The sequence below is a fragment of the Kitasatospora sp. NPDC052868 genome (assembly GCF_044547105.1).
In the GTDB taxonomy this organism is placed as follows: Bacteria; Actinomycetota; Actinomycetes; order Streptomycetales; family Streptomycetaceae; genus Kitasatospora.
In genome coordinates, this window is the sequence record NZ_JBITZW010000002.1 from 340,874 (window position 1) to 367,207 (window position 26,334).

Annotated in this window: 25 protein-coding genes; 8 read left to right on the forward strand and 17 right to left on the reverse strand. The window is 69.9% G+C overall.

Annotated elements, in window-relative coordinates; all coding sequences use genetic code 11:
* Positions 1-29 precede the first annotated feature (29 nt).
* Entirely contained in the window at positions 30-887 is an 858-nt protein-coding gene (locus ACIGZJ_RS05160; RefSeq protein WP_396455999.1) for a DUF6602 domain-containing protein, read from the reverse strand.
* A gap of 423 nt (positions 888-1,310) precedes the next feature.
* Between ACIGZJ_RS05160 and ACIGZJ_RS05165 the strand changes: the two genes are divergently transcribed.
* Together ACIGZJ_RS05165 and ACIGZJ_RS05170 are read left to right on the forward strand one after the other, a co-directional pair.
* On the forward strand, positions 1,311-3,041 hold the full coding sequence (locus tag ACIGZJ_RS05165) for an ATP-dependent nuclease (protein ID WP_396456235.1): 1,731 nt from the start codon (positions 1,311-1,313) through the stop codon (positions 3,039-3,041).
* A complete protein-coding gene (locus ACIGZJ_RS05170; protein WP_396456000.1) occupies positions 3,038-4,798 on the forward strand; it encodes a UvrD-helicase domain-containing protein in 1,761 nt (586 codons plus the stop codon). The genes ACIGZJ_RS05165 and ACIGZJ_RS05170 overlap by 4 nt, the downstream gene beginning before the upstream one ends.
* 15 nt (positions 4,799-4,813) lie before the next feature.
* On the opposite strand, the gene ACIGZJ_RS05175 is transcribed toward ACIGZJ_RS05170, so the two are convergent.
* From ACIGZJ_RS05175 to ACIGZJ_RS05200, 6 genes are all read right to left on the reverse strand, one after another.
* Complete coding sequence (locus tag ACIGZJ_RS05175) at positions 4,814-5,317, reverse strand: hypothetical protein (protein WP_396456001.1); 504 nt, start codon at positions 5,315-5,317, stop codon at positions 4,814-4,816.
* A 142-nt stretch (positions 5,318-5,459) separates the two neighbouring features.
* Positions 5,460-6,959, reverse strand: a complete 1,500-nt coding sequence (locus tag ACIGZJ_RS05180) for a restriction endonuclease (protein WP_396456002.1) — start codon at positions 6,957-6,959, stop codon at positions 5,460-5,462.
* The gene (locus ACIGZJ_RS05185; protein ID WP_396456003.1) at positions 6,916-7,221 is read right to left on the reverse strand and encodes a hypothetical protein; all 306 of its coding nucleotides are present in this window, start codon (positions 7,219-7,221) and stop codon (positions 6,916-6,918) included. Before ACIGZJ_RS05185 ends, ACIGZJ_RS05180 begins: the two co-directional genes overlap by 44 nt.
* Positions 7,222-7,325: 104 nt before the next feature.
* Positions 7,326-8,060 (reverse strand): peptidyl-tRNA hydrolase, encoded by a 735-nt coding sequence (locus tag ACIGZJ_RS05190; RefSeq protein ID WP_396456004.1) that lies wholly within the window; start codon positions 8,058-8,060, stop codon positions 7,326-7,328.
* 103 nt (positions 8,061-8,163) lie between these two features.
* Positions 8,164-9,237, reverse strand: a complete 1,074-nt coding sequence (locus ACIGZJ_RS05195) for an inosamine-phosphate amidinotransferase 1 (RefSeq protein ID WP_396456005.1) — start codon at positions 9,235-9,237, stop codon at positions 8,164-8,166.
* 478 nt (positions 9,238-9,715) lie between these two features.
* On the reverse strand, positions 9,716-11,500 hold the full coding sequence (locus ACIGZJ_RS05200) for a hypothetical protein (RefSeq protein ID WP_396456006.1): 1,785 nt from the start codon (positions 11,498-11,500) through the stop codon (positions 9,716-9,718).
* 239 nt (positions 11,501-11,739) lie between these two features.
* Here ACIGZJ_RS05200 and ACIGZJ_RS05205 point away from each other — a divergent pair, with 239 nt between their 5' ends.
* From ACIGZJ_RS05205 to ACIGZJ_RS05215, 3 genes are read left to right on the forward strand one after another with little or no spacing between them, the layout of a single operon-like run.
* Entirely contained in the window at positions 11,740-12,675 is a 936-nt protein-coding gene (locus tag ACIGZJ_RS05205) for an HpcH/HpaI aldolase/citrate lyase family protein (protein ID WP_396456007.1), read from the forward strand.
* 2 nt (positions 12,676-12,677) lie between these two features.
* On the forward strand, positions 12,678-13,916 hold the full coding sequence (locus tag ACIGZJ_RS05210) for an aminotransferase class I/II-fold pyridoxal phosphate-dependent enzyme (protein ID WP_396456236.1): 1,239 nt from the start codon (positions 12,678-12,680) through the stop codon (positions 13,914-13,916).
* A 20-nt stretch (positions 13,917-13,936) separates the two neighbouring features.
* Positions 13,937-14,533, forward strand: coding sequence for a MaoC family dehydratase (locus ACIGZJ_RS05215; RefSeq protein WP_396456008.1), 597 nt, complete (start codon positions 13,937-13,939; stop codon positions 14,531-14,533).
* An 88-nt stretch (positions 14,534-14,621) separates the two neighbouring features.
* Here ACIGZJ_RS05215 and ACIGZJ_RS05220 read toward each other — a convergent pair whose 3' ends face one another.
* From ACIGZJ_RS05220 to ACIGZJ_RS05235, 4 genes are all read right to left on the reverse strand, one after another.
* The gene (locus ACIGZJ_RS05220) at positions 14,622-15,617 is read right to left on the reverse strand and encodes a zinc-binding alcohol dehydrogenase family protein (protein WP_396456009.1); all 996 of its coding nucleotides are present in this window, start codon (positions 15,615-15,617) and stop codon (positions 14,622-14,624) included.
* A complete protein-coding gene (locus ACIGZJ_RS05225) occupies positions 15,614-16,939 on the reverse strand; it encodes a peptide ligase PGM1-related protein (protein WP_396456010.1) in 1,326 nt (441 codons plus the stop codon). The genes ACIGZJ_RS05220 and ACIGZJ_RS05225 overlap by 4 nt, the downstream gene beginning before the upstream one ends.
* Before the next feature lie 177 nt (positions 16,940-17,116).
* Positions 17,117-17,668 (reverse strand): hypothetical protein, encoded by a 552-nt coding sequence (locus tag ACIGZJ_RS05230; protein ID WP_396456011.1) that lies wholly within the window; start codon positions 17,666-17,668, stop codon positions 17,117-17,119.
* Positions 17,669-17,696: 28 nt separating this feature from the next.
* A complete protein-coding gene (locus ACIGZJ_RS05235) occupies positions 17,697-18,629 on the reverse strand; it encodes a hypothetical protein (RefSeq protein ID WP_396456012.1) in 933 nt (310 codons plus the stop codon).
* Between the two features lie 123 nt (positions 18,630-18,752).
* Here ACIGZJ_RS05235 and ACIGZJ_RS05240 point away from each other — a divergent pair, with 123 nt between their 5' ends.
* The gene (locus tag ACIGZJ_RS05240; RefSeq protein ID WP_396456013.1) at positions 18,753-19,124 is read left to right on the forward strand and encodes a YbjQ family protein; all 372 of its coding nucleotides are present in this window, start codon (positions 18,753-18,755) and stop codon (positions 19,122-19,124) included.
* Positions 19,125-19,288: 164 nt separating this feature from the next.
* Positions 19,289-20,371 (forward strand): NAD(P)-binding domain-containing protein, encoded by a 1,083-nt coding sequence (locus tag ACIGZJ_RS05245; RefSeq protein WP_396456237.1) that lies wholly within the window; start codon positions 19,289-19,291, stop codon positions 20,369-20,371.
* Between the two features lie 50 nt (positions 20,372-20,421).
* Here the strand turns inward: ACIGZJ_RS05245 and paaE are convergent, their stop codons facing one another.
* The 6 genes from paaE to def form a co-directional block, all read right to left on the reverse strand.
* On the reverse strand, positions 20,422-21,582 hold the full coding sequence (gene paaE, locus ACIGZJ_RS05250) for a 1,2-phenylacetyl-CoA epoxidase subunit PaaE (RefSeq protein WP_396456014.1): 1,161 nt from the start codon (positions 21,580-21,582) through the stop codon (positions 20,422-20,424).
* The gene (paaD, locus tag ACIGZJ_RS05255) at positions 21,583-22,089 is read right to left on the reverse strand and encodes a 1,2-phenylacetyl-CoA epoxidase subunit PaaD (protein WP_396456015.1); all 507 of its coding nucleotides are present in this window, start codon (positions 22,087-22,089) and stop codon (positions 21,583-21,585) included.
* The gene (gene paaC, locus ACIGZJ_RS05260) at positions 22,083-22,964 is read right to left on the reverse strand and encodes a 1,2-phenylacetyl-CoA epoxidase subunit PaaC (RefSeq protein ID WP_396456016.1); all 882 of its coding nucleotides are present in this window, start codon (positions 22,962-22,964) and stop codon (positions 22,083-22,085) included. Before paaC ends, paaD begins: the two co-directional genes overlap by 7 nt.
* 17 nt (positions 22,965-22,981) lie before the next feature.
* Complete coding sequence (gene paaB / locus ACIGZJ_RS05265) at positions 22,982-23,275, reverse strand: 1,2-phenylacetyl-CoA epoxidase subunit PaaB (RefSeq protein ID WP_030234269.1); 294 nt, start codon at positions 23,273-23,275, stop codon at positions 22,982-22,984.
* Positions 23,272-24,258 carry a 1,2-phenylacetyl-CoA epoxidase subunit PaaA gene (gene paaA / locus ACIGZJ_RS05270; protein WP_392931801.1) on the reverse strand — a complete coding sequence of 329 codons (987 nt, stop codon included), beginning with the start codon at positions 24,256-24,258 and terminating at the stop codon, positions 23,272-23,274. The genes paaB and paaA overlap by 4 nt, the downstream gene beginning before the upstream one ends.
* A gap of 226 nt (positions 24,259-24,484) precedes the next feature.
* Positions 24,485-25,162 carry a peptide deformylase gene (gene def, locus ACIGZJ_RS05275; RefSeq protein WP_396456238.1) on the reverse strand — a complete coding sequence of 226 codons (678 nt, stop codon included), beginning with the start codon at positions 25,160-25,162 and terminating at the stop codon, positions 24,485-24,487.
* Between the two features lie 307 nt (positions 25,163-25,469).
* Between def and ACIGZJ_RS05280 the strand changes: the two genes are divergently transcribed.
* Positions 25,470-26,183, forward strand: coding sequence for a winged helix-turn-helix domain-containing protein (locus ACIGZJ_RS05280; protein ID WP_396456017.1), 714 nt, complete (start codon positions 25,470-25,472; stop codon positions 26,181-26,183).
* Positions 26,184-26,334: the final 151 nt, after the last annotated feature.

Genomic DNA, 26,334 nt, shown 5'->3' on the forward strand with positions numbered 1-26,334 from the left:
GCAACGAGCGCGCCGCTCATGAGACGGATTTAGGAGCTGCGGGATTCAGGGCTGTCCACGGCGATCGGTGGATCTCCGGTGTCTCCGTCCACCTGCTCCTCCCAGCACTTGTGGCTGGTCCCCAGCGGCCCGCCGGCCGCGTAGTCCAAGAGCCTGAAGGGCGGCATCCAGGCGGAGGAGAAGGCGGCGTTCAAGTAGATCGCGAGTGGGAAGAGGACATCGCCTTCCGGCGGGGGATCGACGAGGTGGCAGTTCGCCCCTGGCTCGGAAGACCGCAAGGCCAGCTCCCCTGGGCGAATCCAGCCGAAGTAGCTCTTCCCGAGGATCCAGATGGCATCGGGTCGCTCATGTGGCTCGTGGTCTTCGCACCACTCGGCGAAGTGCTTGCCCAGGGTCAACGGTTCGATGCTGTCGAAGGCGAAGATCATGCCCACGGTTGGGAAAGAGTAGGGTCCGCCGATGGCAGTCCAGCTTTGACCGGTCGGGGCTGGCTGGTAGGCGGACTTGGGTAGCTTCTTGGCCCTGCAAATCTTGTCGCAGGCGTCTCGCAGCTCCTTCTTGTCGAGCTTGGACTTGACTTCGATGAGGCCGTAGACGCACTCGTTTGGCACGATTCGGTAGCCCTGCATGTCGAGCAGGGGCGGCGTGCTGCGGTCGCAGATGACGATGTCACACTGGTTCGACTTCTGCCCATCGACCGAAATGATCTCGGCGCCGTGGAAGGCCCGGACGTGGCCGGGCAGGTAGTCCTTCAGGAAGTCGTGGAAGACCCTTTCGCGGGTGGTCCCTTTCTCGCCGCTGTGTGTGAAGCCTCCGGACAGGTCGAAGTCTGTCCGCATGCGCCGGGCGACCGAGAGGATGATCTGTTCGAGCTGGTTGTCGCTCACGTCTCGATGGTAGGCATTGAAGCGTTTCGCACTGGTCTGTCATGAGTTGCGGCGCGGCTCGCCCCCTGGGGCCCGTAAGGGGCGCCGACGGCAAAGAACTTGGCCACCGGGGCGAACTTGCGGCGGGGCTGGACCGCGTGCCTGGCCCTCGTCGTGGGTGAGCTCGCCGCCCAACTCGCCGAGCGGGGCCGGGTGGTGGTCTCCGGAGCCACAGGCGTTCTGTACCAAGCGGCAGCTGTTGCCCGGTAGCGGGTGTGGGCAGCGCAACGCCCGCTCAGCATCGAGCATGCAGGTCAGACGCATATCGAGGGATTCCGCCATTTAGCCGCCTGGCGGCTTGCCAGACGCCTATGCTCGTCGCTGAGGCACAACGTGATCCCGCAGGACGCGGCACGTGCGGCCGCTCTGGCACCTGGAGGGACTGTGCAGATTTCCAGAATCCGCGTGAGAAACTTTCGCAACCTAATGGATGTGGATATCCCACTCGGTTCCGCCAATGTCGTGGTCGGTGAGAATCGAGCAGGGAAGAGCAATCTCGCTCATGCACTGCGAATCCTTTTCGATCCCTCCTTGTCCAGCAGCGACCGGCATCTCCGGCGCGAAGATTTCTCGGACGGTCTTGCTCAGGGAAGGAAGGACTGGGATCCGAAGAAGGAAGGCGCGGAGATCTCGATTTCGGTTGAGATCGTAGCTTTCGAGTCTGACGCCAGAGTTAGTGCCATCTTGGCTGACGCAATCGTCGATCGTGACCCTATTCGGGCCCGTCTAACCTACAAGTATGCACCGCGTGTCATGCCCGGGCGCGAGGACGAGCCCGTCTACGGCTGGTTTATCTTCCGCGGAGACAACGAAGAGAGCCTGATGCCGGCGGAGCATCGAGGCTATCTGCATCTCGCATTTCTTCATGCGCTGCGTGACGTGGAAACTGATGTTGCAGGATGGCGCAGGTCGCCCCTGAGGCAGCTACTTGAAGCAGCTGCTGAATCAGCCACGGCAGCCGAACTCGATATAATCGCGCAGACCGTTGAAGCGGCTAACGGTCAGGTTGCTAAACTGGAATCGGTGCGCCAGTTGAGCACGTCAATAACTGATCTTATGTCTGAGATGGTGGGGAACTCTCAGGCAATGCAGGCGGATCTCGGTGTCGCGTCAACCGACCCACTGCGACTGATTCGAACTCTGCGCGTCTTCGTAGACGGTGATTCTAGGCGCCCGCTATCCAGTGCGAGTCTTGGGACGTTGAACGTCCTATACTTCGCCCTGATGGAGCTGGGTCTCCAACAGAAGCTCTTGAAGGAAATCGCGCACTTCATCCTCGCGATTGAGGAACCGGAAGCACACCTGCACCCCCATTTGCAGCGACTGATCTTCAAGAGGCTACTGGCGTCAGCTCACGACGATCAGACGGTATTCATCACAACACAGTCCCCGCATGTAGTGAGCACTATCGGTCCTAGAAACCTGATCCTGCTTCGGGATGTCGCGGGATCAACCGTAGCGCGTGCTGCCGTGAATGCTGACCTGAGCGAAAGCGACTGGGACGATATCAGCAGGTACATTGACGCTACGCGGGCCGAAATTGTCTTCGCGAAACGCGTATTGCTCGTGGAGGGCTACGCGGAGCAAGTTATTATTCCCGCCCTCGCTGAGAACTATGGAATCGACCTAGATAAGCATGGCATCAGTGTCTGCGCTATCCATGGGACGCATTTCCTTGCGTACTTGAAATTCTGTAGAGCTCTGGGGATTCCATGCGCCGTGGTCACCGACGGGGACATCCAGAAGGATAAACTCGGCAACGATCGCTCCGCCGGCACTGCTCGTGCACAGCGGTACATGACTTCTCTCGGAGAGGCTGGAAATCCGGAGGAATCCGGGATCTTCGTGGGCGAATCAACTTTTGAGTACGACCTACTGTTGACCTCGCCAGGCAACCTGGAAGCCGGAATTTCGGCCCTCCTTGACATCGCCGTCAACCCCAAGACGCGTAAGGACATTGAGGGTTGGAACAAGAGCGATCCAGGATATGATGCTTACCTGGGAATGATCAAGAAGGTTGGAGGTAAGGGGCGATACGCCAATAGCCTGGTCTCCCGTCAACTGGACGTCCCCTCGTATGTAGTCAGCTCGATTAAGTACCTGGTGCAGCAGTGAGCAGGCTGGCAGCTTCAATCGAAGAGTTGAAGCGAAACGAACGCCAATGGAAAGCCTTCAACACTCCGGGTAACTGCGTAGTGATGGCGCCTCCAGGCAGTGGAAAAACGAAGCTGCTGTCCACTCGGATAGCGTCTGATCTTCAAACGATTGCGCCACCGCAGGGCGCTGCTGGAATCACGTTGACGAACGCTGCGGCAGCAGAGTTGCGACGACGCGTACTCGAACTGGGTGTCACTCCGAGAGCTAATCTATTCCTCGGTACGGTTCATGGCTTTGCACTGAGGCAGATCCTCTCCCCATTCGCAGGCGTGTGTGGGCGCGCCGATTTGCTTACACGTCGGGTTGCGACAAGTCGAGAAAAGACAGCTGCGTTCAAGGTCGCAATCGCGCAGGTCTACCCTCCGAATTCGGATACGAGAAATATTCGGTCCACAGTTGAGCGTCACCGGAAGATGATCGCAAGTGAAGACGAATGGAACCTTGCAGGTCCGAGGATCGTAGCTGTTTCCCAGGCGTATGAGGGGGAGCTTGCGTCGGAGGGGCTCGTGGACTTCGAGATGCTCGTTGCGGCGGCAGTCGAGTTGGTGGAGGGTTACGAGTTTATCCCGAATCTCCTTACCGCAAAGAACCCTTCAATTTACGTCGATGAGTACCAGGACCTTTCGCCCGGCCTAGACCGAATTATTAGATCGCTGTGCTTCGACGGAACGACGCGATCCGTACTCTTCGCGGTTGGCGACCACAACCAAGCAATCTATGGCTGGACTGGAACCCGCCCTGAACTGTTGGACGAGGTTAGTAGGCACCCGACGGTCTCACGCGTCGAGCTGACCAAGAACTATCGATCGGCTCGCGAGATCATCGATCGAGCCAGTCGATTGCTGGGACTGAGCGGAATCGAGGGCGTCTCGGACGGCGGTCTCGTCGATGCCCTGTATTGCCGTGCCGGCATCAAGAATCAATGCCAGGAGGCCGGGAAGCTGGCTGCCAAATTGATCTCCGAAGGGTGCCCGGCTCACGAAATTGGCGTTCTAACACCCACTAACAATCATGCGGAACTCGTCGTGGAAGAGTTTCGCAAGCTGGGTGTGCCAGTGAGCGCTAACGCAAGTCCCTATCCGTCGACCCCTGCCACCAACTTGATTGAGAAACTTGCCGTATGGACAACTCGGCAAGACCGACCGGATGGAGAGTTCCGACTCTCGGACCTGCTGTCCGAGTGGCGATCTATTCTTCGCGCCGAACTTGGTGATCTGTCTGTCGATCTCGCGCTTATCGATGCTATGAAACAGTCGGTGGATAGTGATGAACTGGCCGCACTGTTTGTTGGGCGGATTCTTCAGAGCGGTCTGGGCGCCGCCCTACGAGACCCTTTGCGGGGAGAAGACTCTGCAGCAGTTTCTGATCTGTTGGAGCTCGTTGACGGTGGGCAACTATCGGACTGGACAATTCGGACCCTAGCTGACCGAGGAAGTCGAACTGGGCGCGTGGGCGTCTACACCATGTCCTCTGCCAAAGGTCTCGAATTCGATGCGACGCTCATCCTTGGGGTTGACCAGGGGCAAATTCCACATTTTTTGTCAACCTACAACTCGAAGGACCTGGCGGAAGACCGAAGGAAGTTCTACGTCGCCGTCACGCGGTCACGGAAAAGAACTTCCATCTTCTATTCTGGTTTTGTCCAGTGGCAGTCGGGAAAAATTGGCCACAATGGGCCCAGTCAATTTCTCCGAGAGATGGGTCTGGCTGAGTAGGTCTGAGTATCGGCGCTAGGAGCTTTCGGGGCTGTCCCTGCTTTCAGCCATCACCCTACCCCCAATAAAGGCCACACCTAGTGCGAGTGTGGCAACAGCGCCAACCAGAGCCTTCTTGAGCATCCCATCCAAGAACTTCTTGTTCTCGCTGTCCTTTAGGAACTCAAGCCTTCCAGTCTCCTGGATCTGCTCGATGAGGAACTTCTTCTGTTCCCAACTCAGGTCACCCTTGTCAAGTTCACCCTTGAGGATTTCCCTGATCGCCTGGAAGGCATGATGGACGCGCTTCTGGCTTTGCTTGTTAGCCGAGAGCGTGGACTCATGCGCTTTCTCCATCGCATCCACGGCATCCTTAGCAAAATCCTTAAAAACAGGGAACTGCTCAACGATCTTTAGAGCCACCTCGGTATCCATATCAGGCATCATGGCCGCGAATCTGATCATCTTGTCTTTGGAGAGGTTCCTCCACGACTCGATCCCAAGCGCCTGCTTGATCTCAGCTTCGTTCCTGTAGCCCATGCTGTAGTTCCGCCCGCCATCCTGTCTTGTTTCCCAGATCCTAACGGCCACCTCCGGCAGCCAGCGGCTGATCTCATCGGTGCACTGCCGCGCTGATCCCTCTCGCTCCAAGGCGGCCCTGGAGCGACTGCTGCCCCACAGGCTATGCCTTGAGAAACCTCACGAGCCGGCTGAATCCCTCATCCCTTGCAGACAGCTCGGCGATATCAATGGCCGCTGCACGACGGCGAAGATCAGCTGGAGCGATCCTCTTCCCCGACCCCTTGGTGTAGCCCATCCAAATCTCGATGGCCGGTTCCACGATGATTACCTCAATGCTCTTCCCCTCGATCGCCTCGGGATGAGGGATCTCAGTTCGAAAGCCGTCAGAGTCTGCAATGGCAAGGACATCGCCGCCGCGAGCCTGGAGTGCTGTAGCCGCAATAGGAGCGAGTCCCATGGCTCCTTGTGCAACAATAACCTCTAGTTCTCGCACCTCGATGCCACTTTTCCTGAGGGTTTCAGCGACCATCCGGACTACGATCTCGTCGCTTCGCCCCTCGACAACAATAGTCGCAATTCCTCTTTCAACCGGGGAAATGTATGGGATGAAGAGATCACCCTGATCCGCTGCGGCACGCAGCTTGAACGCCAGGACCGTGGCGAACCCGTATGCGAGAGCCGCTTCGATGTCCCTCCTGTCAAAGAGGATTATGTTCAGCTCTTTGCCAACCCGAAGCGCCTCAACCGAATCCGTACTGAAGCCAGACATCGAGATGAATACTCCGATTGTGCCGACGAGCTTGCCGTCAACCTTCCCCTTAAACTGGTAGATCGTGGAAGCGGGAACCTCATCTGCTAGCCACTTGGCCTCAAGGAGATATGTCCGGTCTCGGTGAACAAATGAGCCGTCGATCTCCTCACCCTTGGGCCGATAGGCCGTCCTAGGCTCCAGGTTCCCTTCGGACAGCAGCTCCCTGAGCCACCTTTCGAACTTTCGACCTCGGGTTTGCGGCGTGATCCCGTTCTTGAGATCTGTGAGATCGTCCAGTTCTTGACGCAGGGTCACGATGTGCGGTCCTCCGGTCGGGTGGCTGTGGCTCCGACGACTTCTTAACAGCTCGGCCCGTACCGTGTCTGCCCGTTCCTGAGAACACTGGTCCGCGGTGTCCGATTTGTTAGCCCGGCCGACTTCTGCCAACTGGGGGCCAGCCGAGCAGTCACTGGGGAGAGCGTCGCTGGGCCGGATGGTGACACCGACGTGGCTCTCCCGCGCCTGCCGCAGAGCGGCTCTCTCCATGGTCAGGCGCCGGATGTGGCCCGCGTAGATGTCGAGGTGTCGGCGGAGGTCGGCTCGCTCGCGCCGTAGCAGTGTCAGCTTGGTCTCCAGCTCCGCTGCGCGGTTGTTGCGCGGGCGGCCTGTGGCCTTGTGGCCGGCCTCAGTGGCGACGTTGACGATCTCGGCCGCGACCTCGGGAACTCGGAAGTAGAAGGTCAGCCGCTTGCCGAGGTGCTCGGCCAGCTCGGCGACAGTCAGGCGTCTGCCCTCGTGCGCGGCCTTCGCGAGGAGTTCGTCCCGGGCTGCGTGGACTTCGGCGAGGGGGTGGGCTGGGCGGTCTTCACTTCGATGCCTCCGGCAGGTGCTTGTCGAGGAACCGGGCAACGGCCTCGCGCCGCTGCTGGAGCCTGTGCCTCACGTAGCGCGCCGGGGTGGCGCCGTCCGCGAGGGCGGCCTCCAGCCGGGCGAAGGACTCGCGCCAGCGTTCCGCGTTCTCCGCGTCCAGTGCGCCGTTGCGGCACTCCAGCGGCTTGCGTTCTGGCAGGTCGAGGAACTGCCATGAGGACGACAGGCACCGGAACGGCGTTGAAAACCGCGCCTGCCCCCGAGGGCACCTACCCGTCTTGCCCAGTAGAAGGAGCGCCATCCTCCCCCGCCCCCTCCGAGAGGACCCGCCGGAGGCACGCGACTGCCGAGAACGCACGCGCACCTCACCTGCTACGTTGCCATGTTGGGGTCAGAGCGGTGCGTTCACGGGCGTCGTAGGCGCGGGGTGGGGCAGTAGCGCGTGCCTCCTTCGAGTGCAACAGTTAGCCCGGGGGCGATCTCGGTGAACCCCGCGTCGTGGACCACCGGGAGGTCGCTCGCCACCAGCTCCGCCCAGGCCCCGGGCGAGGCGGTGCGGACGGCCAGCGCGAAGCCGGACTCGGCCCAGTCCTTGCGCTGGGCGTCGTCCAGCCGCCACCAGGCGAGCTGGGCGGCGTGACCGGTCTGGGCCATCGTCTTGCCGGCGCTCATCTCCAGCTCCGGGTTCAGCCAGAGCACCGGCACACCGGGCGCCGGGTCGTCGAGCGGGCCGGCCTCCTCCAGGTCCGTCCCCGACACCTGGAGCTTGGCCAGTTCCTTGGGCCAGCCGTCCAGCGGGACCGGCGGGAAGACCCGCACCTCCGCCTCCCGACCCGCCACCGTGATCCCGGGGAGCTCGCCGGCCCGCCGCCATTCGCCGCCCCGGGCGCGCCGGACCACCTTGCGGATCCGGGCGTCCTCCCAGGCCTCGACCCGCTCGGCCCACTCGCCGTCCGGCCCGGTGACCCGGGGGTCCGCCAGCAGGGTGAGCACCGCCCGCGCCGAGGTCTCCAGCGCGTCGGTGCGCCCGGGCGGGGTGGCCCGCTCCAGCCGTACGAGCAGCGGCAGTACGTACTGCGGCTGGCCGTCGCGGTCGTCGGCGGACGGGGTGGGAACGGGGGCGTCGAACGGAGAGGTCACCCGTCAAGCATGCCAGCCCCCGCCCACGTGTCGATCACCGCGGGAGGGCCGGCGCGGGGCGGCCGGCCCTGGTCGACCGGCTCCGACCGCCCCGCCGCCGTCCTCACGCCAGGTAGTCCTCCAGCCCGCCGTCCCGCCGGATGTCCAGCGTGACGCAGTGGAAGCCTCCGCCCAGCACCCGCGAGTGGCGCAGGCGCTGCGGAACGACGGTGATGCCCGCGTGCTCCAATTGCTTGATCAGGCTGTGCTGACCGGACTCCACGATCGCGGTGTCGGGGCTGACCATCAGCAGGTTCATGCTGATCCAGCTCTCGCTCAGCGCGTTCTCCGGCGAGTCGGCCGAGGGCTCGGCCGGCGGGCACCAGAGGATGTCCCAGTCGCGCAGCGGCTCGGGCACCGTCTCGGGGCTGATCCGCTCGGGGTTGAGCAGGACCAGGCCCGGCCGCAGCAGGGCGATGGTGCTGTCGATGTGGGTGTAGCCGTAGATGCCGCGCAGCGGGTGCAGCCGCAGGTCCCCGAGCAGGCCGAGGGTCGACTCCAGCCAGCGCAGGCCGAGTTCGTTGCCGCTGCGGGAGACCTGGTAGAAGACGTCCCGGCCGAGCCGCAGCACGTTGGCGGCGTCGAAGACGGGCTCCGCCTCGCCGAGCAGCGGCAGGCCGTCCGCATCGAACTCGAAGAGCTCGTCGTCCAGTCGCGGCCGGGGCGCGGACAGCCAGTTGGCCCCGCCCTTCAGGTACTCCTGGAACAGGTCGCGCAGGCCGAACACCTCGAAGTAGCGGGCCCGCATCGGACTCGCCACCTCGATCACCGTCTCGCCGACCACCAGGGTGAGGTCACGCGGGCAGTAGCTGTGGAAGCCGCCTTCGGCCCGCCAGCGCGGCGCCGCGAACTCCGCCGAGTGGTCGATCACTTCGGGCTGGCGGACGGTGACGCCCAGGCCTCGCAGGGTGGCGACCAGCGCGTCCAGGTCCTCCTCGGTCTCCTCGATCACCTGCTGCGGGTAGGCGCCGGTGGGGATCGTGGCGAGGTCGGCGGCACTGGTCTTCGGGAAGCAGGACAGCCAGGACGACGGGTCGGACTGCTCGGGCAGCCGGGCGCCCGCAGCGGTGCCGACCACGACCTCGCGCAGTGTGGTGAACTCGTCCCAGCTGTGCACCGGACGGGCCGAATTGGACATGACTCCCCCTTGACGCGGATTCGGAATATGGCGAGGACAGCGTGAACAACTAAGGACGGCGTGAACACCGGGGACAGCGGTTCAGCGGGTACGGCGGCACGGCGAGTACGGAGGGGAACGGCAGGGAACGGCTGCGAACGACGTAGCGACGTGAACAGCACGAACATCAGGGCCGGAGGACCGACGGGAGGAGTGGGAAGGGCGGCAGCGCGCGCAGCCGCGCCCAGGCGGATACCGAACGGACCGCCCCGGCGGCGGAATTGCCTCGGGGAAACCGTCCGGTCGGCACCGGCCGACCGGGACCGGCGGGAAATCCCTGGCCAGGCAGGCCAATTCGCAAGCTGCACGGGCCGGGATCGATCGCCAAGCTACCCGGCCCGCCGACGGCCGCGCAAGCAGGTGATCGACAATCCCGGCCCGGCCGGATTACCCGGCGATTAACCGCGGGATTGTTCAACTCCCGCCGCTCCGACGCTGATCAATGCCGCCAGGCCCGCCGCATCCGGCTCCCGCCGGCCAGCGTGAGCAGCGCCCCGCCGGCCGCCGCGAGCCCGGCCACCGCCAGGCTCTGCCGGCGGGACCGGCGCCGGTCCGCGGCGGCCGTCCGCACGGCCGCCGCCAGGAAGGCCCGCTCCACCCCGGCCGGGGTCAGCTGGCCCGCCGCCACCCCCCGCCGCAGCTGCTCCAACCGGGCCCCGCGGAAGAGCAGTTCCGGGTCCCGGTCGGCGGCGTCCCAGATCCGGGCGGCCTCGGTGAGCCGCCGCTGGTCGCCGAGCACCTCCCGCCCCTCGGCCAGCCAGTCCCGCAACCGCGGCCAGGCCTGCGGCAGTACGTGGTGCGCCAGCTCGACGGTGCCCCGGTCCAGTACCACCAGTCGTGCCCGGACCAGCCGTTCCAGTACCGCCGGTACCCCCGGGCCGTCGAACTCGGCCCGCCCGACCGGCTTGCGCGCACCCTCGCCGCCGCCGGGAGCCGCCTCGCCGCTGAGCCGCAGGAACACCGCCCTGGCCCGCTCGCGGTCCTCCGCGCCCAGCCCGCCGTACAGCGCCTCGGCCGTCCGGGCCAGTGCCCCCTCGAACCCGCCGGTGGCCTGGAATCCGGCCAGGGTCAGCGCGTTTCCGCTGCGCCGCCGCCAGGTCTCCAACAGGGCGGAGGACAACAGGGGTAACGCACCCGGCTGTTGTGCGGCGGCGGAGATCAGGACCGCGAGCAGCGCGCCCTCGACGGTGCAGCCCGAGCGAAGCGCGGGTTCGGTGATCGCCCGGCGCAGTTCGTCCGGCGCCGGGCGCCCGACCGCCAGCACCGCGTCCCGGCAGGCCGCGGTCAGCCCCGGGTGCTCGGCCAGCAGGGCCGCGCCCTGGTCGGAGCGCACCACCAGCACCACCCGGCAGCGGACCGGCCCCTGGGCCGCGCCGCCCGCACCCGGGTCCGCGGCGCTCGCCACCAGTGCGTCCAGGAACCGGTCCCGCTCGGCCGCGTCCCGGCACCGGGTGCGCAGCTCCTCCGCCTGGTCCACCACCAGCACCGGGTCGGCCCCGCGTCGCGCCTCCCCGGCTCGCTGCCCGAGCCGGGCCAACGCCAACGCGTAGGCCTCCATGGGCCGTTCCCCGGGGGTCAGCAGAGCGACGGGTACGGCGCCCCCGGTCGCCCGCCCGCCGCGCGACCCGCCGCCGGTGCCCCGGCCCCAGCCCACCGCCGACCCGCCGACCGGTCCGGACGATCCGACGGCCGACCCGGCGGACGGCCCCTCGCGCGGCCCGCCGGCCGCACCACCGTCCAGCCTCGCCAGCAGACCGGCTCTGACCAGCGAGGACTTCCCGACCCCGGACGGCCCGACGAGCACCACCAGCCGCCGCTCGGAGAGCAGCGCCACCAGCCGGTCCAACAGCGCCTCCCGCCCGAAGAACCGCTCCGCGTCGGCCGCCTCGAAGGCCACCGCCCCGGGGTAGGGGGCGCGTCCGGCGTCCTGGGCCCGCCGCCGGGCGGCGGTGTCGGCGGCGAGTTCGGCGGCGAGCAGCTGCCAGCGGTGCTGCCACTCCCGGACGTCGCCGCCGCAGGCCTGTACATAGGCGAGCGTGACGGCGAGGCTCGGCAGCCGCCGCCCGCCCGCGGCCACCGACAGACTGGCGGCCGAACAGTGCGCCCGTACCGCGAGTTGGCGGTACGGCGGGGTGCCCGCCCGTTCCCTGAGCGCCCGCAGATCGCCCGCGAATCGCAGCAGCGGCCCGTCCCCCTGGTCCAGTGGACTCTCTCGACGCGGCACAACAGCCCCCTTCTCCGTTGAAGTGGTGCTCGATGACACGAGTCCCGATGACATGACGTTGGTGTGAAGCCGTGTGTCCATCCCCCGAGATTCATCATGCACAGGCCAGTTGGCGTCAAACAATGGGACCTGCGGGCCGGTTGTTCCGAGTTGATGTTCAATGTCCAGCCACTCGGCGGCGAACAATGCCGGTGGGATAGAACCGGGACCCGCAGACTTCGCTGACTTCGGAGATTTCCATGAAGTTCACGCGGTACTGCCGTTCCCTGCTGTCCACACCCGCGATGGCGGTGGAGCGGTACGCCAAGAGCCACCAGTCCGGGGCCGATATCGCCATGGTCGACCTGGAGGACTCGGTCCCGCCCACCCACAAGGAGGAGGCCCGCCGACTCGCCGAGGAGTTCTTCGCCCTGCCGTCCACCAAGCTGGCCCGCAGCGCGGTGCGCATCAACACGCTGTCCGGGCCCGAGGGTCTGCGCGACCTGATCGCGCTCACCCGTTACCGGGTCAAGCCGGACGTCGTCCTGATCCCGATGGCGGAGTCCCCCCGGGACATCGAGATCGCGGCCGGCGCGCTCGGCGCGGACTGCCCGGAGACGGAGTTCCTCGCCGTCGTGGAGACCCCGCTCGGCATCGAGCACGCGCCCGCCATCGCCGCGGCCGGCCACCGCCTGCGCGGGCTGGTCTTCGGCTCGGCCGACTACGCCTTCGCGGTCGGCGCCCGGCTCTCCTGGGAGGCGCTCGCGCACGCCCGCGGCCGGGTGGTCAACAGCGCCCGCGCCGCCGGGGTGGAGGCGATGGACGCGCCGTTCTTCGAGGTGACCGACCTGGACGGGCTGCGCCGGGAGGCCGCGCTCGCCCGGGACTTCGGCTTCAGCGGCAAGATCGCCGTCCACCCCAGGCAACTCCGGCTGATCAACGAGGCGTTCAGCCCGGACGAGCAACTGCTGGAGCGGGCCCGGCGGGTGGTCGAGGCGGGCCGCGAGAACGGCCGCTCGGTCACCGTCGTGGACGGCGTGATGGTCGGCATGCCCTTCTTCGAGGCCTCCCAGCGCCTGATCGAGCAGTTCGACCTGTCCGGCCCGCCGGCCCTGCCGGGTCCGTCGGCTCCGCCCGACGGGGCCGGCGGGCCCGCAGTGCCCAACCCGCCCGCAGCCACCAGGAAAGAGACGTGACGATGACCGAAGAGTCCATCCAGGGCCCGCGCCGGTACCGCAACGCCGAGGCCATGCTCGCCACCGCCGACCCGGTGTGGCAGGCGGCCGGTGCGAACGGGCTGATCGGCATCAAGGTCGACTCGGAGTCCAACAACCGGCTGATCGTCCGGGAGACCGGCCACGAGTTCGCCAACATGGTCTCCTGCGCCTACCTCGGACTGAACAACCACCCGAAGATCGCGACCGGCGCGGTGGACGCGCTCACCGAGTCCAAGAGCACCTGGCTGGTCACCTCCACCACCCGGATCCGGCACAACCTGCTGGTGCGGCTGGAGGAGGAGCTCGGCGAGCTGTTCGGCGCCCACATCCTGCCGGGCGCCTCCTGCACCGCGCTCACCGCCGGGATCCTGCCGCTGATCGCCTCCGGCCACCTCGACGGCACCTGCGACGGCCCCGGCGGCGGCCCCCGGGTGATGGTCTTCGACCGCTTCTGCCACTTCTGCATGGCCTATGTGAAGCCGATCTGCGCGGACGAGTCGCTGGTGCTCAACTGTCCGCACAACGACCTGAACTACCTGGAGGACATCTGCCGCAAGTACCCGCGGGTCGCCTACGTGGCGGACGGCGCGTACTCGATGGGCGGGGCGGCCGCGCTCGACGGCCTGCTCGAACTCCAGGACCGCTACGGCCTGTTCCTCTACATCGACGACTCCCACTCGCTGTCCATCATGGGCGAGCGCGGCGAGGGCTTCGTCCGCTCCCGGCTGGAGATGAACCCGCTGACCGTGATCGTGGCCAGCCTCGGCAAGGGCTTCGGGACGGGTGGCGGCATCGCGATGCTCGGCAACCGCGAGCAGTTCGAGTTCCTGCACCGCCACGCCGGACCGGTCGGCTGGTCGCAGAACGTCGCCCTGCCGCTGGTCGGCGCCTCGCTGGGCAGCGCCGACGTCCACCGCTCCGGTGAACTCGGCGAACTCCAAGCCAAGTTGAACCGCAATATCGACCTCTTTGACGAGCTGCTGCCGACCACCTTCGCGGGCAACGGGCTGCCGGTGCGCCGGGTGGACGTGGGCGACGCCGAGCGCGCCGTCAAGCTCTCCGCCCAGCTCTTCGAGCGCGGCTTCTACAGCTCGGCGGTGTTCTTCCCGATCGTCCCCAAGGGCGAGGCCGGGCTGCGGCTGATGATGCGCGCCGATATGGACGAGCGGCTGATCACCGAGTTCGCCGGGCACGTCAAGGAACTCACCTCCGACCTCTGACACTTCGGGAGAAGCACGGCATGCACGGCAGTACGGACAGCAGCACCGACCACGACCCTAACCACCACGACCCGGACCACCACGACCCGGACGACCTCGGGCCCGCCGGCTACCGGCGGATTGGCGAGCGGCGCTACCGCGAGGTGGTCGGCCGGTACTACGAGGAGTTCACCGTCGGCGACGTCATCGAGCACCGCCCCGGCCGGACCGTCACCGAGCTGGACAACGTGCTGATGAGCATGCTGAGCATGAACGACGCCCCGCTGCATATCGACGCCGCGTACAGCGAGCACACCCCGTGGGGCCGGCCGATCGTCTCCAGCCTGGTGACGCTCAGCATCGTCGGTGGGATGACCGCCCGCTCCACCAGCGGGCGGACCATCGCCAACCTGGGGTGGGAGAACATCCGGATGACCCACCCGGTGTTCACCGGCGACACCCTGTACGCGCAGACCGAGACGCTCGCCAAGCGGCTCTCCAAGTCCCGCGAGGGGCAGGGCATCGTCAGCTGCCGCACCACCGGGACGAAGTCGACCGGCGAGGTGGTGGTGGTCTTCGAGCGCAGCTTCCTGGTGCCCCTGCGCGGTTACGGCCTGGACGAGGCCACCGGGTACTGAGCACAGGCCGACGGGGGGTGGGGCCGGATCGCAGGCCCCACCCCCCGTCGGCACGTCCTCCCGGCCGGTGCCCTCCTGCCCCGGGCGCTCAGCCGGCGCTGCCGTCCTCCCGGTGGACGTCCACCAGCACCTTGCCCATGGTCTCCCGCGCGGCCAGTGCCCGGTGCGCGCCGCCCACCCCGGAGAGCGGGACGACCCGGTCGACCCTGGCCACCAGCCGCTTCCCGCCCGCGAGTCGGAAGAGCCGGTCGGCGACCTCGGTGAACAGCGCCCGGTCGTCCAGGACCTGCTGCAGCCAGAAGGCCAGCACCCCGGCCGAGCGGTCCGCCAACTCGTCCACGGTGAAGGACTCCTCGGCGTCGCCGCGCGCCCCCACGCTGAGCAGCCGCCCGAACGGCGCCAGCGAGGCCAGCCCCACCCGCAGCACCTCGCCGCCGAGCGAGTCGACGAACAGGTCGATCCCGCCGAACTCCCCCAGCAGCGCGGCCAGTCGGGGATCGGCCGGATCGAGCGCGGCGTCCGCGCCGAGCGAGCGGACGAACTCCCGCTTCGCCGCCGTCGAGGCCAGCCCCACCACCCGACCCGCACCCAGCTCCCGGGCCAGCTGGACCGCCAGGTGGCCGACCCCGCCGGCCGCCGCCGTCACCGCCACCCGCTCACCGGCCCGCACCCGGCCGAGCAGGGCCAGCGCGCCGTAGGCCGTCGCACCCTGTTCCAGCAGCGCCAGCGCCTGCTCGTCACCGACCTCCGGCGGCACCTCCACGGTGTACGCGGCCTCGGCGCACGCCACTTGGGCGTAGCCGCCGCCGGAGCGCAGCAGGGCGACGACCCGCCGCCCGTCCCCGCGCCGCCGGCCGACCACGTCCGCGCCGAGCACGGCGGGCAGCGGGTACCGCTGGTACTCGCCCCGACGGCAGTGCAGGTCCGCGTAGTTGATCCCGGCCAGGGTGACGTCGATCAGGTGCTGCCCCGGCCCGGCCACCGGCTCGGGCCGGGTCTCGACCCGGAACTCCTCGGGCCCGCCGTACCGGTGGATCACCGCCGCGCGCATCCCGGGGCGCGGCCCCCCGGCCGGCCCCGTCACTCGGCGAAGAGTGCGGTCAGCCGGCGCTCCGCCGCCCGGGCGGCGTCGGCGTCCTCCGCGATCACGCAGTACATCACCGAGCCGTCGGCCGGCACGAAGTCGGCGCTGAACACCACGCCCGTCCGGGTCGCGCGGTCGAAGGCCAGCCCGGCCCGCTCGACCGCCGCGACGGCCTCCGGGAAGGACGGCACGGAGAGGCCGGCCAGCTCCAGGATCACCCGGGAGGCGCGGTGCTCGGCACCGACCAGCCTGGCGAACAGCGCGTCGTGCAGATGCGTCGAACCGGTCAGCCGGCCGTTGGTCTCGCTGAAGTACAGCTCGCCCTTGGGCGTCAGAAAGGCGTCCGCGCTGACCGTGCCGCGGTATCCGAGCACCCGCAGCGACTCGCACAACCGCGCGGCCTGGTCGACCAGTTCGGCCATCGCCCCGGCGTCCGGGGTGACCGGCGGGGTGATCTCCCCGATCACCACCGGGTCCATCACCATCTCCCCGCAGCCGGACAGCACCGCGGCGTGGTCGCCGATCGTGAACTCCGCGTAGAGCGGCGCCGCGTCCGTGAAGTACCGCTCCACCACGACCCGCTGGCCGCGGCCGCCGGTCAGCCACTCCCACCGCTCGGCGACGTAGCGGGCCACGGCCGCCCGGTCCGCCAGCAGGACCACCCGCTGCGCACCGGCCGGGGTGACCTGCTCGTCCCGGCTGAGGATCTCGTTGCCGAAGCCGCCGGCCTGGTACTCGACCTTCATCATCACGCTGTGGCCCTGCTCCAGCAGCCCGTTGACCGCCGCCTCCACCTGCTGCGGCGCGGTGGCGACCGTTCCCGGCGGGATCGGCACCCCGGCCCCGGCCGCCAGCGCCCGGAACACCGCCTTGCTGTTGACCAGCGCATTGCCGCCCTGCGCGGCGAAGGCGTGGCCCGGCACGGCGTGTTCGGCGCCGAGCGCGGCGGCCAGGTCGACCACGGCCGCGTTGGGCGAGATCGCCAGCACCCGCTCCACCGGCCGCCCGGCCAGCACCCGGCGCAGCTCCTCGCGAAAACCCGGGTCGGCCAGCCGGTCCGGGGTGAGGATGTCCTCGCCCTCCACCCCGGGCGGCGGCACCACGACGGTCAGGCTCTCGGCCCTGGTGCCGGTCAGCCCGGTGACGTACCCGAGGTACGCCGGGTCGGGCTCCCAGGGCAGCACCAGCACGTCGTCGTCCTCGGCGAACCAGAGCATCCGCTGGGCTCCGCAGCCGGCGAACCGCCGCTCCAGCTGCGTCATCCCGGTGAGGTCCCCGACCATCTCCTCGGTGCGGTTGTTTCCGATGCAGAGCGTCGTCATCTGGTGAACTCTCCCGGCGTCCGGTGAAACTGCGGATCTGCGGCACTCCTGAGGCGTGTGTCCCAGATGTAGCGCACCGGGGTTGTTCGGGTTCGGCGCTCGGTCATTGAACAAAAACGTTGAACAACAGGGCTTTTTCGGACGGCCTGCCGGACGGCGAGGCGGGCTGACGGGGCCCTAGCCGCGCAGGCGACGGCGCAGGTCGTCCACCGCGGCCCGGATGCCCTCGGCGTACGGGTCCGCGGGCAGCGCGTCCAGGCTGCGTACGGCGCGCTCCAGTTGCTCGCGGGCGCGGTCGGGCTCGCCGAGCTTGAGGTGGTCGGAGGCCAGGTTGAGGTACAGCGAGGGGTAGAAGGCCCGGACCTGGAGGGCGGACCGGTAGGTCTGGGCCTGCTCGGCGGTCAGCGAGTCGGCGGCGGCCAGGGCCCGCTCGTCCCACTCCAGCTCGGCCCGCGGGTCGTCCTGGAGGTCGGCCAGGTAGTGGGCCAGCACGCAGCGGTGGAACACGTCGCCGCGCTCGCCGAGCTCCTCCCAGAGCCGCTCGAAGCTGTGCCGGGCCTCGGCCGTCCGCCCGCGCTGCGCGGCCTGGACGCCCTCAAGACCCAGCGCCAACCGGGCCAGCACCGCGTCGTCGGCCGCCGTGCCGCCGGACCCGGAGCCGTCGAACCACGCACCGTCGGGCACCGCGCCGCCGGGCACCGCACCAGAGCCATCGGACATGTCGGACATGCCCGCAGCCTAGCCGGGTCGGCGGCGGTCAGCGCCGGTAGCCGCGCTGCGGGTCCCGCTCCTCCGCGTCCTCGTAGGACAGGAACCAGCCCTCCGGGTGGGTTGCGGACAGCAGCAGTTCGGCACGCTGCTCGGTGCTCAGCTCCGGATCGCCGTCGTCCGGCCCGTAGACCCCGAACAGCTCGTCGTGGCAGCCGTCCCAGTCGTAGTCGTAGAGGTCGGCCGGCAGGTCGCCCATCATGTCGGCGACCGACTCGGGCTGTGCGCCGAGCAGCGTGCGGGCGTCCACCAGGGCCATCCGCAGCGCGATCTCCTCGGCCAGGCAGCGCGGCAGCGGCCACTCGCCGAGTGCCAGGTCGTCGGCCAGGTCGTCGAAGGCGCGGGCCATCGCGCGCCGCCAGCCCCGGTGCAGGAGCCAGGTGCGCTGCGGAAGCCGGCCGAACACCGTCCAGTCGGCCTCCTCCCCGTCGGTCACCGGCTCGTCCTCGTGCTCCTCCAGGTCGTCGTACGCCGCGTCGGCCAGGCCGAGGAGTTGGGCGTGCAGCAGACAGGCGGTGCGCGGGGTGAGGGTCCAGTCGCCGGCTCCGCCGCCGCCGTCCGCCTCGTCGGCGTCCAGCGGGAACAGCTCGGCGAAGTCCGGGGCGAAGTCCTCGGTGACGCTGATCTCCAGCGTGCCGCCGATCGCCTCGACGCCCGGCATCGCGGCGACCAGCCGGTCCGGGTGCAGCAGTGCGCCGAGCGCCGCGTTGGCGTCCTCGGCGACCTCGCGCAGCAGTTCGCGGCGCTGACCGGCCGGATCGTTGCCGTCGAAGTCCAGTTCCTCCACGGCCGCGATCGCCGCGGCGCGCAGCGCCGGCCAGTCGGTGATCCGCAGGCCCAGCACCACCGTCGCCTCGATCTCCTGCGCACCGGAGTCCTCCGCCGCGCCCGGCCCCTGTGGATGATCGCTTCGCTCGCCCATGGGGCTACGGTACGGCCTTTCCGCCGTCCCATCACCGGTGTGTCCGGCATCTCCGTGCGTTCTCCGGTCGTTCCCGGCCCCGCCTCTGCCTCCGGACGGCCTGCGGCGCAGAGGATGGGGCCCATGGCCAACATTGACGAATACGGCGGCGGGCAGGGCCCGAACACCCAGGTACTGGTGGTGACCACCAATGACATCCCCGGCTACCGGGTCGATCACGTGATCGGCGAGGTCTTCGGCCTGACGGTGCGCAGCCGGCACATCGGCAGCCAGATCGGCGCCTCGCTGAAGTCCCTCGTCGGCGGCGAGCTGAAGGGTCTGACGAAGACCCTGGTGGAGAGCCGCAACGAGGCGATGGCGCGGCTGGTGGAGCAGGCCCAGGCGCGCGGCGGCAACGCGGTGCTGATGATGAGGTTCGATGTCACGGAGGCCGCGGACGTCGGCACGGAGATCTGTGCGTACGGGACGGCGGTGGTGATCTCCCCGGCGACCTAGGCCCTGCCCGGGACCTGTCTGCCGGCCGCGGGGAACACCGACCCGGCCGCTGATGTTTCACCGGCGTGACTGTTTACGGTGCAACCAACGGTGAGGCCGACGGCGCGACGCGCGGTGCGACGGGGGCCGCGGCCGGCGCCGGCGCGGCCCGGCAGGTCGACGTCGTGGTGGTGGGCGCCGGACAGGCGGGCCTGTCCGCCGCATACCACCTGCGCCGCCGCGGCTTCGCCCCCTACCGGGCGGACGCCGACGGCGGCTTCGTCGTGCTCGACGCCGACTCCGCGCCGGGCGGCGCCTGGGCGCACCGCGCGCCCTCGCTGCGGATGGCCACCGTGCACGGCTTCCACGACCTGCCCGACTTCGAGCTGCCCGCGCCGGACCCGGACGCCCCCGCCCACGAGGTCGTGCCGGGGTACTTCGCGGCGTACGAGGCGAAGCACGCGCTCCCGGTGGTGCGCCCCGTCCGCGTGCTGGCCGTCCGCTCGGCGGCGGAGCGGCCCGACGCCCGGCTGCTGGTCGAGACCGACTCGGGCACCTGGGCCGCCCGGGCCCTGATCAACGCCACCGGTACCTGGAGCAGGCCCTTCCTGCCGCACTACCCCGGCCGGTTCGCCGGGCGGCAGCTGCACTACGCCGAGTACCGCGGCCCGGAGGAGTTCGCGGGCAGGCGCGTCCTGGTGGTCGGCGGGGGCGCCTCCGCGATCCAGGTGCTGTCGGAGGTCGCGGCGGTCGGCGAGACGGTCTGGGTCACCAGGAGCGAGCCGGTCTACCACGAGGGCCCGTTCACCCCCGAGTACGGGCGCGCGGTCGTCGCCAAGGTCGAGGAGCGGGTGCGGCAGGGGCTGCCGGTGCGCAGCGTGGTGAGCGTGACCGGCCTCGGGCCGTCCGTCGCCTACCGGCGCGCCGAGGAGCTGGGCGCGCTGCACCGCCGCCCGATGTTCGACCGGCTGACCGAGCACGGTGTCGCCTGGGGCGGGGTCGAGCTGCCGGTCGACGCCATCGTCTGGGCCACCGGGTTCCGCCCCGAGGTCGGCCACCTCGCCCCGCTCGGCCTGCGCTCCCCCGGCGGCGGCATCGCCCTCACCGGCACCCGGGCGAGCTCCGACCCGCGCGTGCACCTGGTCGGCTACGGGCCCTCCGCCAGCACCATCGGCGCCAACCGGGCCGGGCGGGCCGCCGTCGCCGACCTCGTCGGACTGCTCGGCGAACCCGGGCCGGCCCGGGCCGCCGTTCTGCCGGCCCGGTAGCCGACCCGGGTAACCGGCCCGTGAAGCAGTAGCCGGCGCAGCGGGTCGACTCAGCGGTCGTAGTCGACGGTCACCTGGTCGGTGAGCGGACGGGCCTGGCAGGTCAGCACGTAGCCGGCCGCCAGCTCCTTCTCCTCCAGGGCGAAGTTGCGGCGCATCTCCACCTCGCCCTCGGTGACCAGGGCGCGGCAGGTGCCGCAGACCCCGCCCTTGCAGGCGAACGGCAGGTCGGGGCGGGAGCGCTGGGCGCCGTCCAGGATGGAGCGGTCGCGCGGCAGGCAGAGCGTGCTGCCGCGGCCGTCGAGGACGACGGTGACCTCGCTGCTCGGGCCGCCGTCCGCGGGCCCGGCCTCCGGCGAGCGCTCGGCGACCGGCTCGTCCTCGGCGTGGAACAGCTCCTGGTGCACCCGCTCGGCCGGGACGCCGAGCCCGGACAGCAGGTCCTTGGCGCCGGTGACCATCCCGAACGGACCGCAGAGCCACCAGTGGCCCACCTCCGCCACGTCCACCAGGGCCGTCAGCAGCGCCTCGACCCGGTCCGGGTCGAGCCGGCCGCTGAGCAGCTCGGCGTCCCGGGTCTCCCGGGAGAGCACGTGCACCAGCTGGAGGCGGTCGAGGTAGCGGTCCTTCAGGTCGGCCAGCTCGTCCGCGAACATCACGGTGTCGCTGCGCCGGTTCCCGTAGAGCAGGGTGACGGTGGAGGTGCGGTCGGCGGCCAGCACCGAGCCGGCGATGGAGAGCATCGGGGTGATGCCGGAGCCGGCCGCCAGCAGGACGTGGTCGGCGGGCTCGCCGAGCTCGGGGGTGAACAGGCCGGAGGGCGTCAGCACCTCGACCTCCTCGCCGGCCCGCGCGTCCCGCACCATCCAGCGGGAGAACAGCCCGCCCGGCACCTCGCGGACGGCGATCCGCAGCGGGCCGCCGACGGGGGCGCAGATCGAGTACGAGCGGCGCTCGTCGACACCGTCCACCACCCGGCGCAGCGTCAGCGTCTGGCCCGGCCGGAACGCGAACTCCTCGGCGAGCTCGTCCGGCACCTCGAAGGTCACCGCGACGGCGTCCTCGCAGAGCCGCTCGACCAGGGCGATCCGCAGCCCGTGGAAGGTCGGGCGGCGGAAGGCACGGGCGGCCGGGGCCGGGGGTGCGGCCGACGCCGGGTCGGTCGCGGCCGGGGCCTGGTCGGTGGCGGCCGGGGCTGGACGGGCGGCCATTCAGATCTCCTTGACGCGTTCGAAGGGCTCCCGGCAGCCGCGGCAGCGCCACAGCGCCTTGCAGGCGGTGGAGCCGAAGCGGGACAGCTCCTCGGTGTCGGTACCGCCGCAGAGCGGGCAGGCCACCAGGTGGCGGGTCGGGCCGAGGGCCAGCAGGCCGGGGGACGAGGGGCGCTCGGCGGTCGGGCGGGGCGGGGCGATGCCCGCCTCGGCGAGCTTGCGGCGGCCCTCCTCGGTGATCAGGTCGGTGGACCACGGCGGGTCCAGCCGCAGCCGCACCCGGACGTCCGGGTAGCCGGCCGCGCGCAGCCGCCCGTCCACGTCGGCCGCCATCTCCGCGACGGCCGGGCAGCCCGAGTAGGTCGGGGTCAGCCAGGCGGTCACCGTCGTGCCGTCCTCCTCGACCCCGGCCAGCACCCCGAGGTCGGCGAGGGTGAGCATCGGCAGCTCCGGGTCCGGGACGCTCGCCGCGATCTCCCAGGCCCGGCTGCGCGTCGTCGTCACCATGTCGCCCCCGGGTGTGCGCGGGCCAGCACCTGGAATTCGGCCAGCAGCAGGCCCAGCGCCTCGGTGTGCACACCGTCCCGGCCGGCCCGGCCGCCGACACTGGCCAGCGGCGGCGTCTGCGGCACCGTCAGCCCGGCCTCGGCGAGCACGGCCGCGAGCTCGCGGAGCACCGGCGCGCGCAGCGTGCCCGGGTCCACGCCGACCCGCAGCTCCACCGGGTGCGCGGTGAACAGCTCGTCCAGCAGCGGCCAGGCCTCGTCCAACCCGGCCTGCATCCGCTGCGCCGAGTACGGGGTGCCGTCGCCGAGCCGCAGCGTCCAGGCGGTGGCGTACTCGCGGTGGTAGGCCAGCTCCTTCACGCCCCGGGCGGCGACCGCCGCCAGCACCGGGTCGGCGTGCCCGGCCAGCGCCTCGTACAGCGCGCCGCGCGCGGTGGCGAAGAGCAGCAGGCGCGCGATCGAGAAGGCGAAGTCCCCGTTCGGGGCCTCGACCAGGCGGACGTTGCGGAAGTCGTGCTCCTCGCGCCAGTACGCCAGGTCGTCCTCGGTCCGTCCGGAGCCGTCGGCCTGGCCGGCCCGGGTGAGCAGCTGGCGGGCCTGGCCGAGCAGGTCGAGGCCGAGGTTGGCGAGCGCCACCTCCTCCTCCAGCTCGGGCGCCCGGGTGCACCACTCGATGAGCCGCTGGGCGAGGACGAGGGCGTCGTCTCCCAGCATCAGGCAGTAGGCGGCGAGCTCGGCGCCGTCCAGGCCGGCCGGCACGGCGGTGTCCACGCCGAGCAGCGGATCGGCGAAGCCCGTCCCGTACGCCCAGCGGCCCTCGCCCTCGGGCTCGGGGGACGCCTCGGAGAGGGTCAGGTAGACGTGGTCGTCGGTCATGGTTCTGCTGCTCCCCGTCAGATGTGCGGGACATCCTCGGGGATGTCGTAGAAGGTCGGGTGGCGGTAGACCTTGTCGCCGCTCGGTTCGAAGAACGGGTCCCGCTCGTCCGGAGTGGAGGCGGTGATCGCGTCGGAGCGGACCACCCAGAGGCTGACGCCCTCGTTGCGCCGGGTGTAGAGGTCGCGGGCGGCGAGCAGGGCCATCCGGTCGTCGGACGCGTGCAGCGAGCCGACGTGCACGTGGTTCAGGCCGCGCCGGGGGCGCACGAACACCTCGTACAGCGGCCAGCCGGCCTTGGACTCGGTCACTTTCCGTTCTCCTCTTCGGCTTGGTGCCGCACCTCGGCGCGGCGCTTCTCCGCGTAGGCGACGGCCGCCTCGCGGACCCAGGCGCCGTCCTCGTGGGCGGCCCGGCGGCGCTCGACCCGCTGGGCGTTGCAGGGGCCCTGGCCGTGGATCACCCTGGTCAGCTCGGACCAGTCCGGCTCGCCGAAGTCCCAGCCGGCGCGCTCCTCGTTCCAACGCAGCCCGGGGTCGGGGAGGGTGACGCCGAGGTGCTCCGCCTGCGGGACGGTCATGTCGACGAAGCGCTGGCGCAGCTCGTCGTTGGTGTGCCGCTTGATCCGCCAGCCCATCGAGCGGGCGGTGTTCGGCGAGTCGGCGTCGGAGGGGCCGAACATCATCAGCGAGGGCCACCACCAGCGGTCCACCGCGTCCTGGACCATCCGGCGCTGGGCGTCCGTCCCGCGCATCAGGGTCATCAGCAGTTCGTAGCCCTGGCGCTGGTGGAAGGACTCCTCCTTGCAGATCCGGACCATGGCGCGGGCGTACGGGCCGTAGCTGCACCGGCAGAGCGGGACCTGGTTGCAGATCGCGGCGCCGTCGACCAGCCAGCCGATCACGCCGACGTCGGCGAAGGTGAGCGTCGGGTAGTTGAAGATCGAGGAGTACTTCTGCCGGCCGGAGATCAGCTTCTCGGTGAGCTCGGCGCGGTCCACGCCGAGGGTCTCGGCGGCGGCGTAGAGGTAGAGGCCGTGGCCTGCCTCGTCCTGGGCCTTGGCCAGCAGGATCGCCTTGCGGCGCAGGGACGGGGCCCGGGTGAGCCAGTTCCCCTCGGGCTGCATTCCGATGATCTCGGAGTGCGCGTGCTGGGCGATCTGGCGGATCAGGGTGGCCCGGTAGGCGTCGGGCATCCAGTCCCGGGGCTCGATCCGCTGTTCGGCGGCGATCACCGCCTCGAACCGGTCCTCCTGCGTCTGCAGGGGGATCGGTTCGGCCACCTCTGCTGTCACCACGGTCCCCTCTCGCCCTTCTCCGGTCCTTCGTCGACCCTTCGACCGACTGACCGTTCGGTCGGTTCCATTGTGCGCGGTGGGACGGGGGCCTGACAAGGGACCCCGGCCGACGGTTGAAACGGGGAGCGTGCGGGCGGGGTGGGGCGGCGATGCGGGGCGGCCCCGCCCCCGCTTGGCCGGGGGCGGGGTAGGGCGGGGCGGGCGGCTGCTCCGGCGCCGGGTCTCAGCGCATGCGCTCCAGCTGCTCGGCGCGGGCGGCGCGCTTGGCGAAGACCTTCTCCTTGCGGTCGTCCATCCGCCGCAGGACGGTGCGGCGGGCGCGGTGGGAGAGGCGGTCGATGTAGAGCCCGCCGTAGAGGTGGTCGGTCTCGTGCTGGAGGCAGCGGGCGAAGTAGTCGTGGCCCTCGATCACCAGCGGCCGCCCCGCGAGGTCGCGGCCGCGCACCACGGCGAAGTCCGGGCGGGCCAGCCCCAGGTACGGGCCGGGGACGGAGAGGCAGCCCTCCTCCGCCTCGACCAGCCGGCGGTCGGCGGCGGGCAGCTCGTCCAGGACGGGGTTGAGGATGTGGCCGACGTGGCGCACACCGTCCTCGTCCAGGCAGTCCCAGACGAAGGCCTGGAGGTCCACGCCGATCTGGTTCGCCGCCAGCCCGACCCCCTCGGCCACCCACATCGCGGCGAACATGTCGTCGACCAGGCCCGCCAGCTCGGGCGTGCCGAACTCCTCCTCCGACACCGCCCTGCACCGGCGGTGCAGCACCTCCTCCCCCACCACGGTGATCCGGCGCACCGCCCCGCGCAGCGTCTCGGGCGGCACCTCGGGGTAGCCCTCGACGCGCTCACCCTGCAGCCACACCGATCCCCGTACGGACTCCCGGGCGGGCCCGTAGGCCGACACCATGCCGCGCACCTGGTCCCGCGCCTGGCCCGGTACCTGTGGTTCTCCTCGCCCCTGCCGCTCTTCTTGCCGCTGCGCCTCTCCTTGCCCCTGCCCCTGCCCCTGCGCCTGCACCTGCGCCTGCACCCGCACCTGGTCTCGCGCCTGTTCGGCCATAGCCGGACTCCCTTCCCGTGACGTACTGGCCCGCCTATCCATACTTTGCAAAGTGTGACTTTGCAAATAGCTGGTCGAGGCAATGGCCTGCCACCTGGGGTGTTTCATCCGCCCAGGGCTTGCCAGGCACTTTGCAAACAGGCATCTTTGCAAAGTGCCTACCGACAAGACGCCAGCCGCCGAGACCGGGGGGCGGCCGCTCGAGGCCGCCCCCAACCGGCCGCTACCGCACCACCCGATCCGTCTCGCGCTGCTCGACCTGATCGCCACCTGGGGCAGGATCACCTCCAACCAGGCGGCTCAGCTCCTGCACCAGAGCTCGGGCACCTGCTCGTTCCACCTGCGCCAGCTCGCCCGGTACGGCCTCATCGAGGAGGCCCCCACCGGCGACGGCAGGTCACGCCCCTGGCAGCTGCGCTGGGAGGGGTCGCTGATGCCGCCCGACGGCGCCGACTCCGCCGCCCCGTCGGACCACGCCGGGCCCGCACAGCGCCGAACCCACGGGCCGGGCTCCGGCCCGGACGCCGAGCTGCACCCCCACCTGGCCGGGGACCTCGAGGACACCAGCTACCGCCAGTGGCTCGCCCACCGCGCGCAGGCCCCCGCCGAGTGGCAGCACGACGAGGCGTCCAGCGACGTACTCCACCTCACCCCCGACGAGCTGGCCGACCTCGGCGCCGCCGTCCGCGCCCTGCTCGCCCCCTACCGGCGCCGCGGTCCCGGCCCCGACACCCGCCCGGTGGCCGCCGTCACCCGACTGTTCCCGCTCCTCGAACACCCCTCCGAGAACGCCGACCGCTCCTCCGGAAGTGACGGGCGGCCCGAGGGCGGCGAGCACCCGGGGCACGGCGGCGACGGACGCCGATAGGGCCTCAAGACGACGGCGGGCCCGCCGCCCGGTCGTCACCGGACAACGGGCCCGCCGTCGGGCCATCCGCGATCGTCTGGTACCAGCCCCGCCGATCCTGCCGGGCGCGCGGCGCCGAGAGGACCGGCGTCGCGCGCCCGGCAGGATCGGG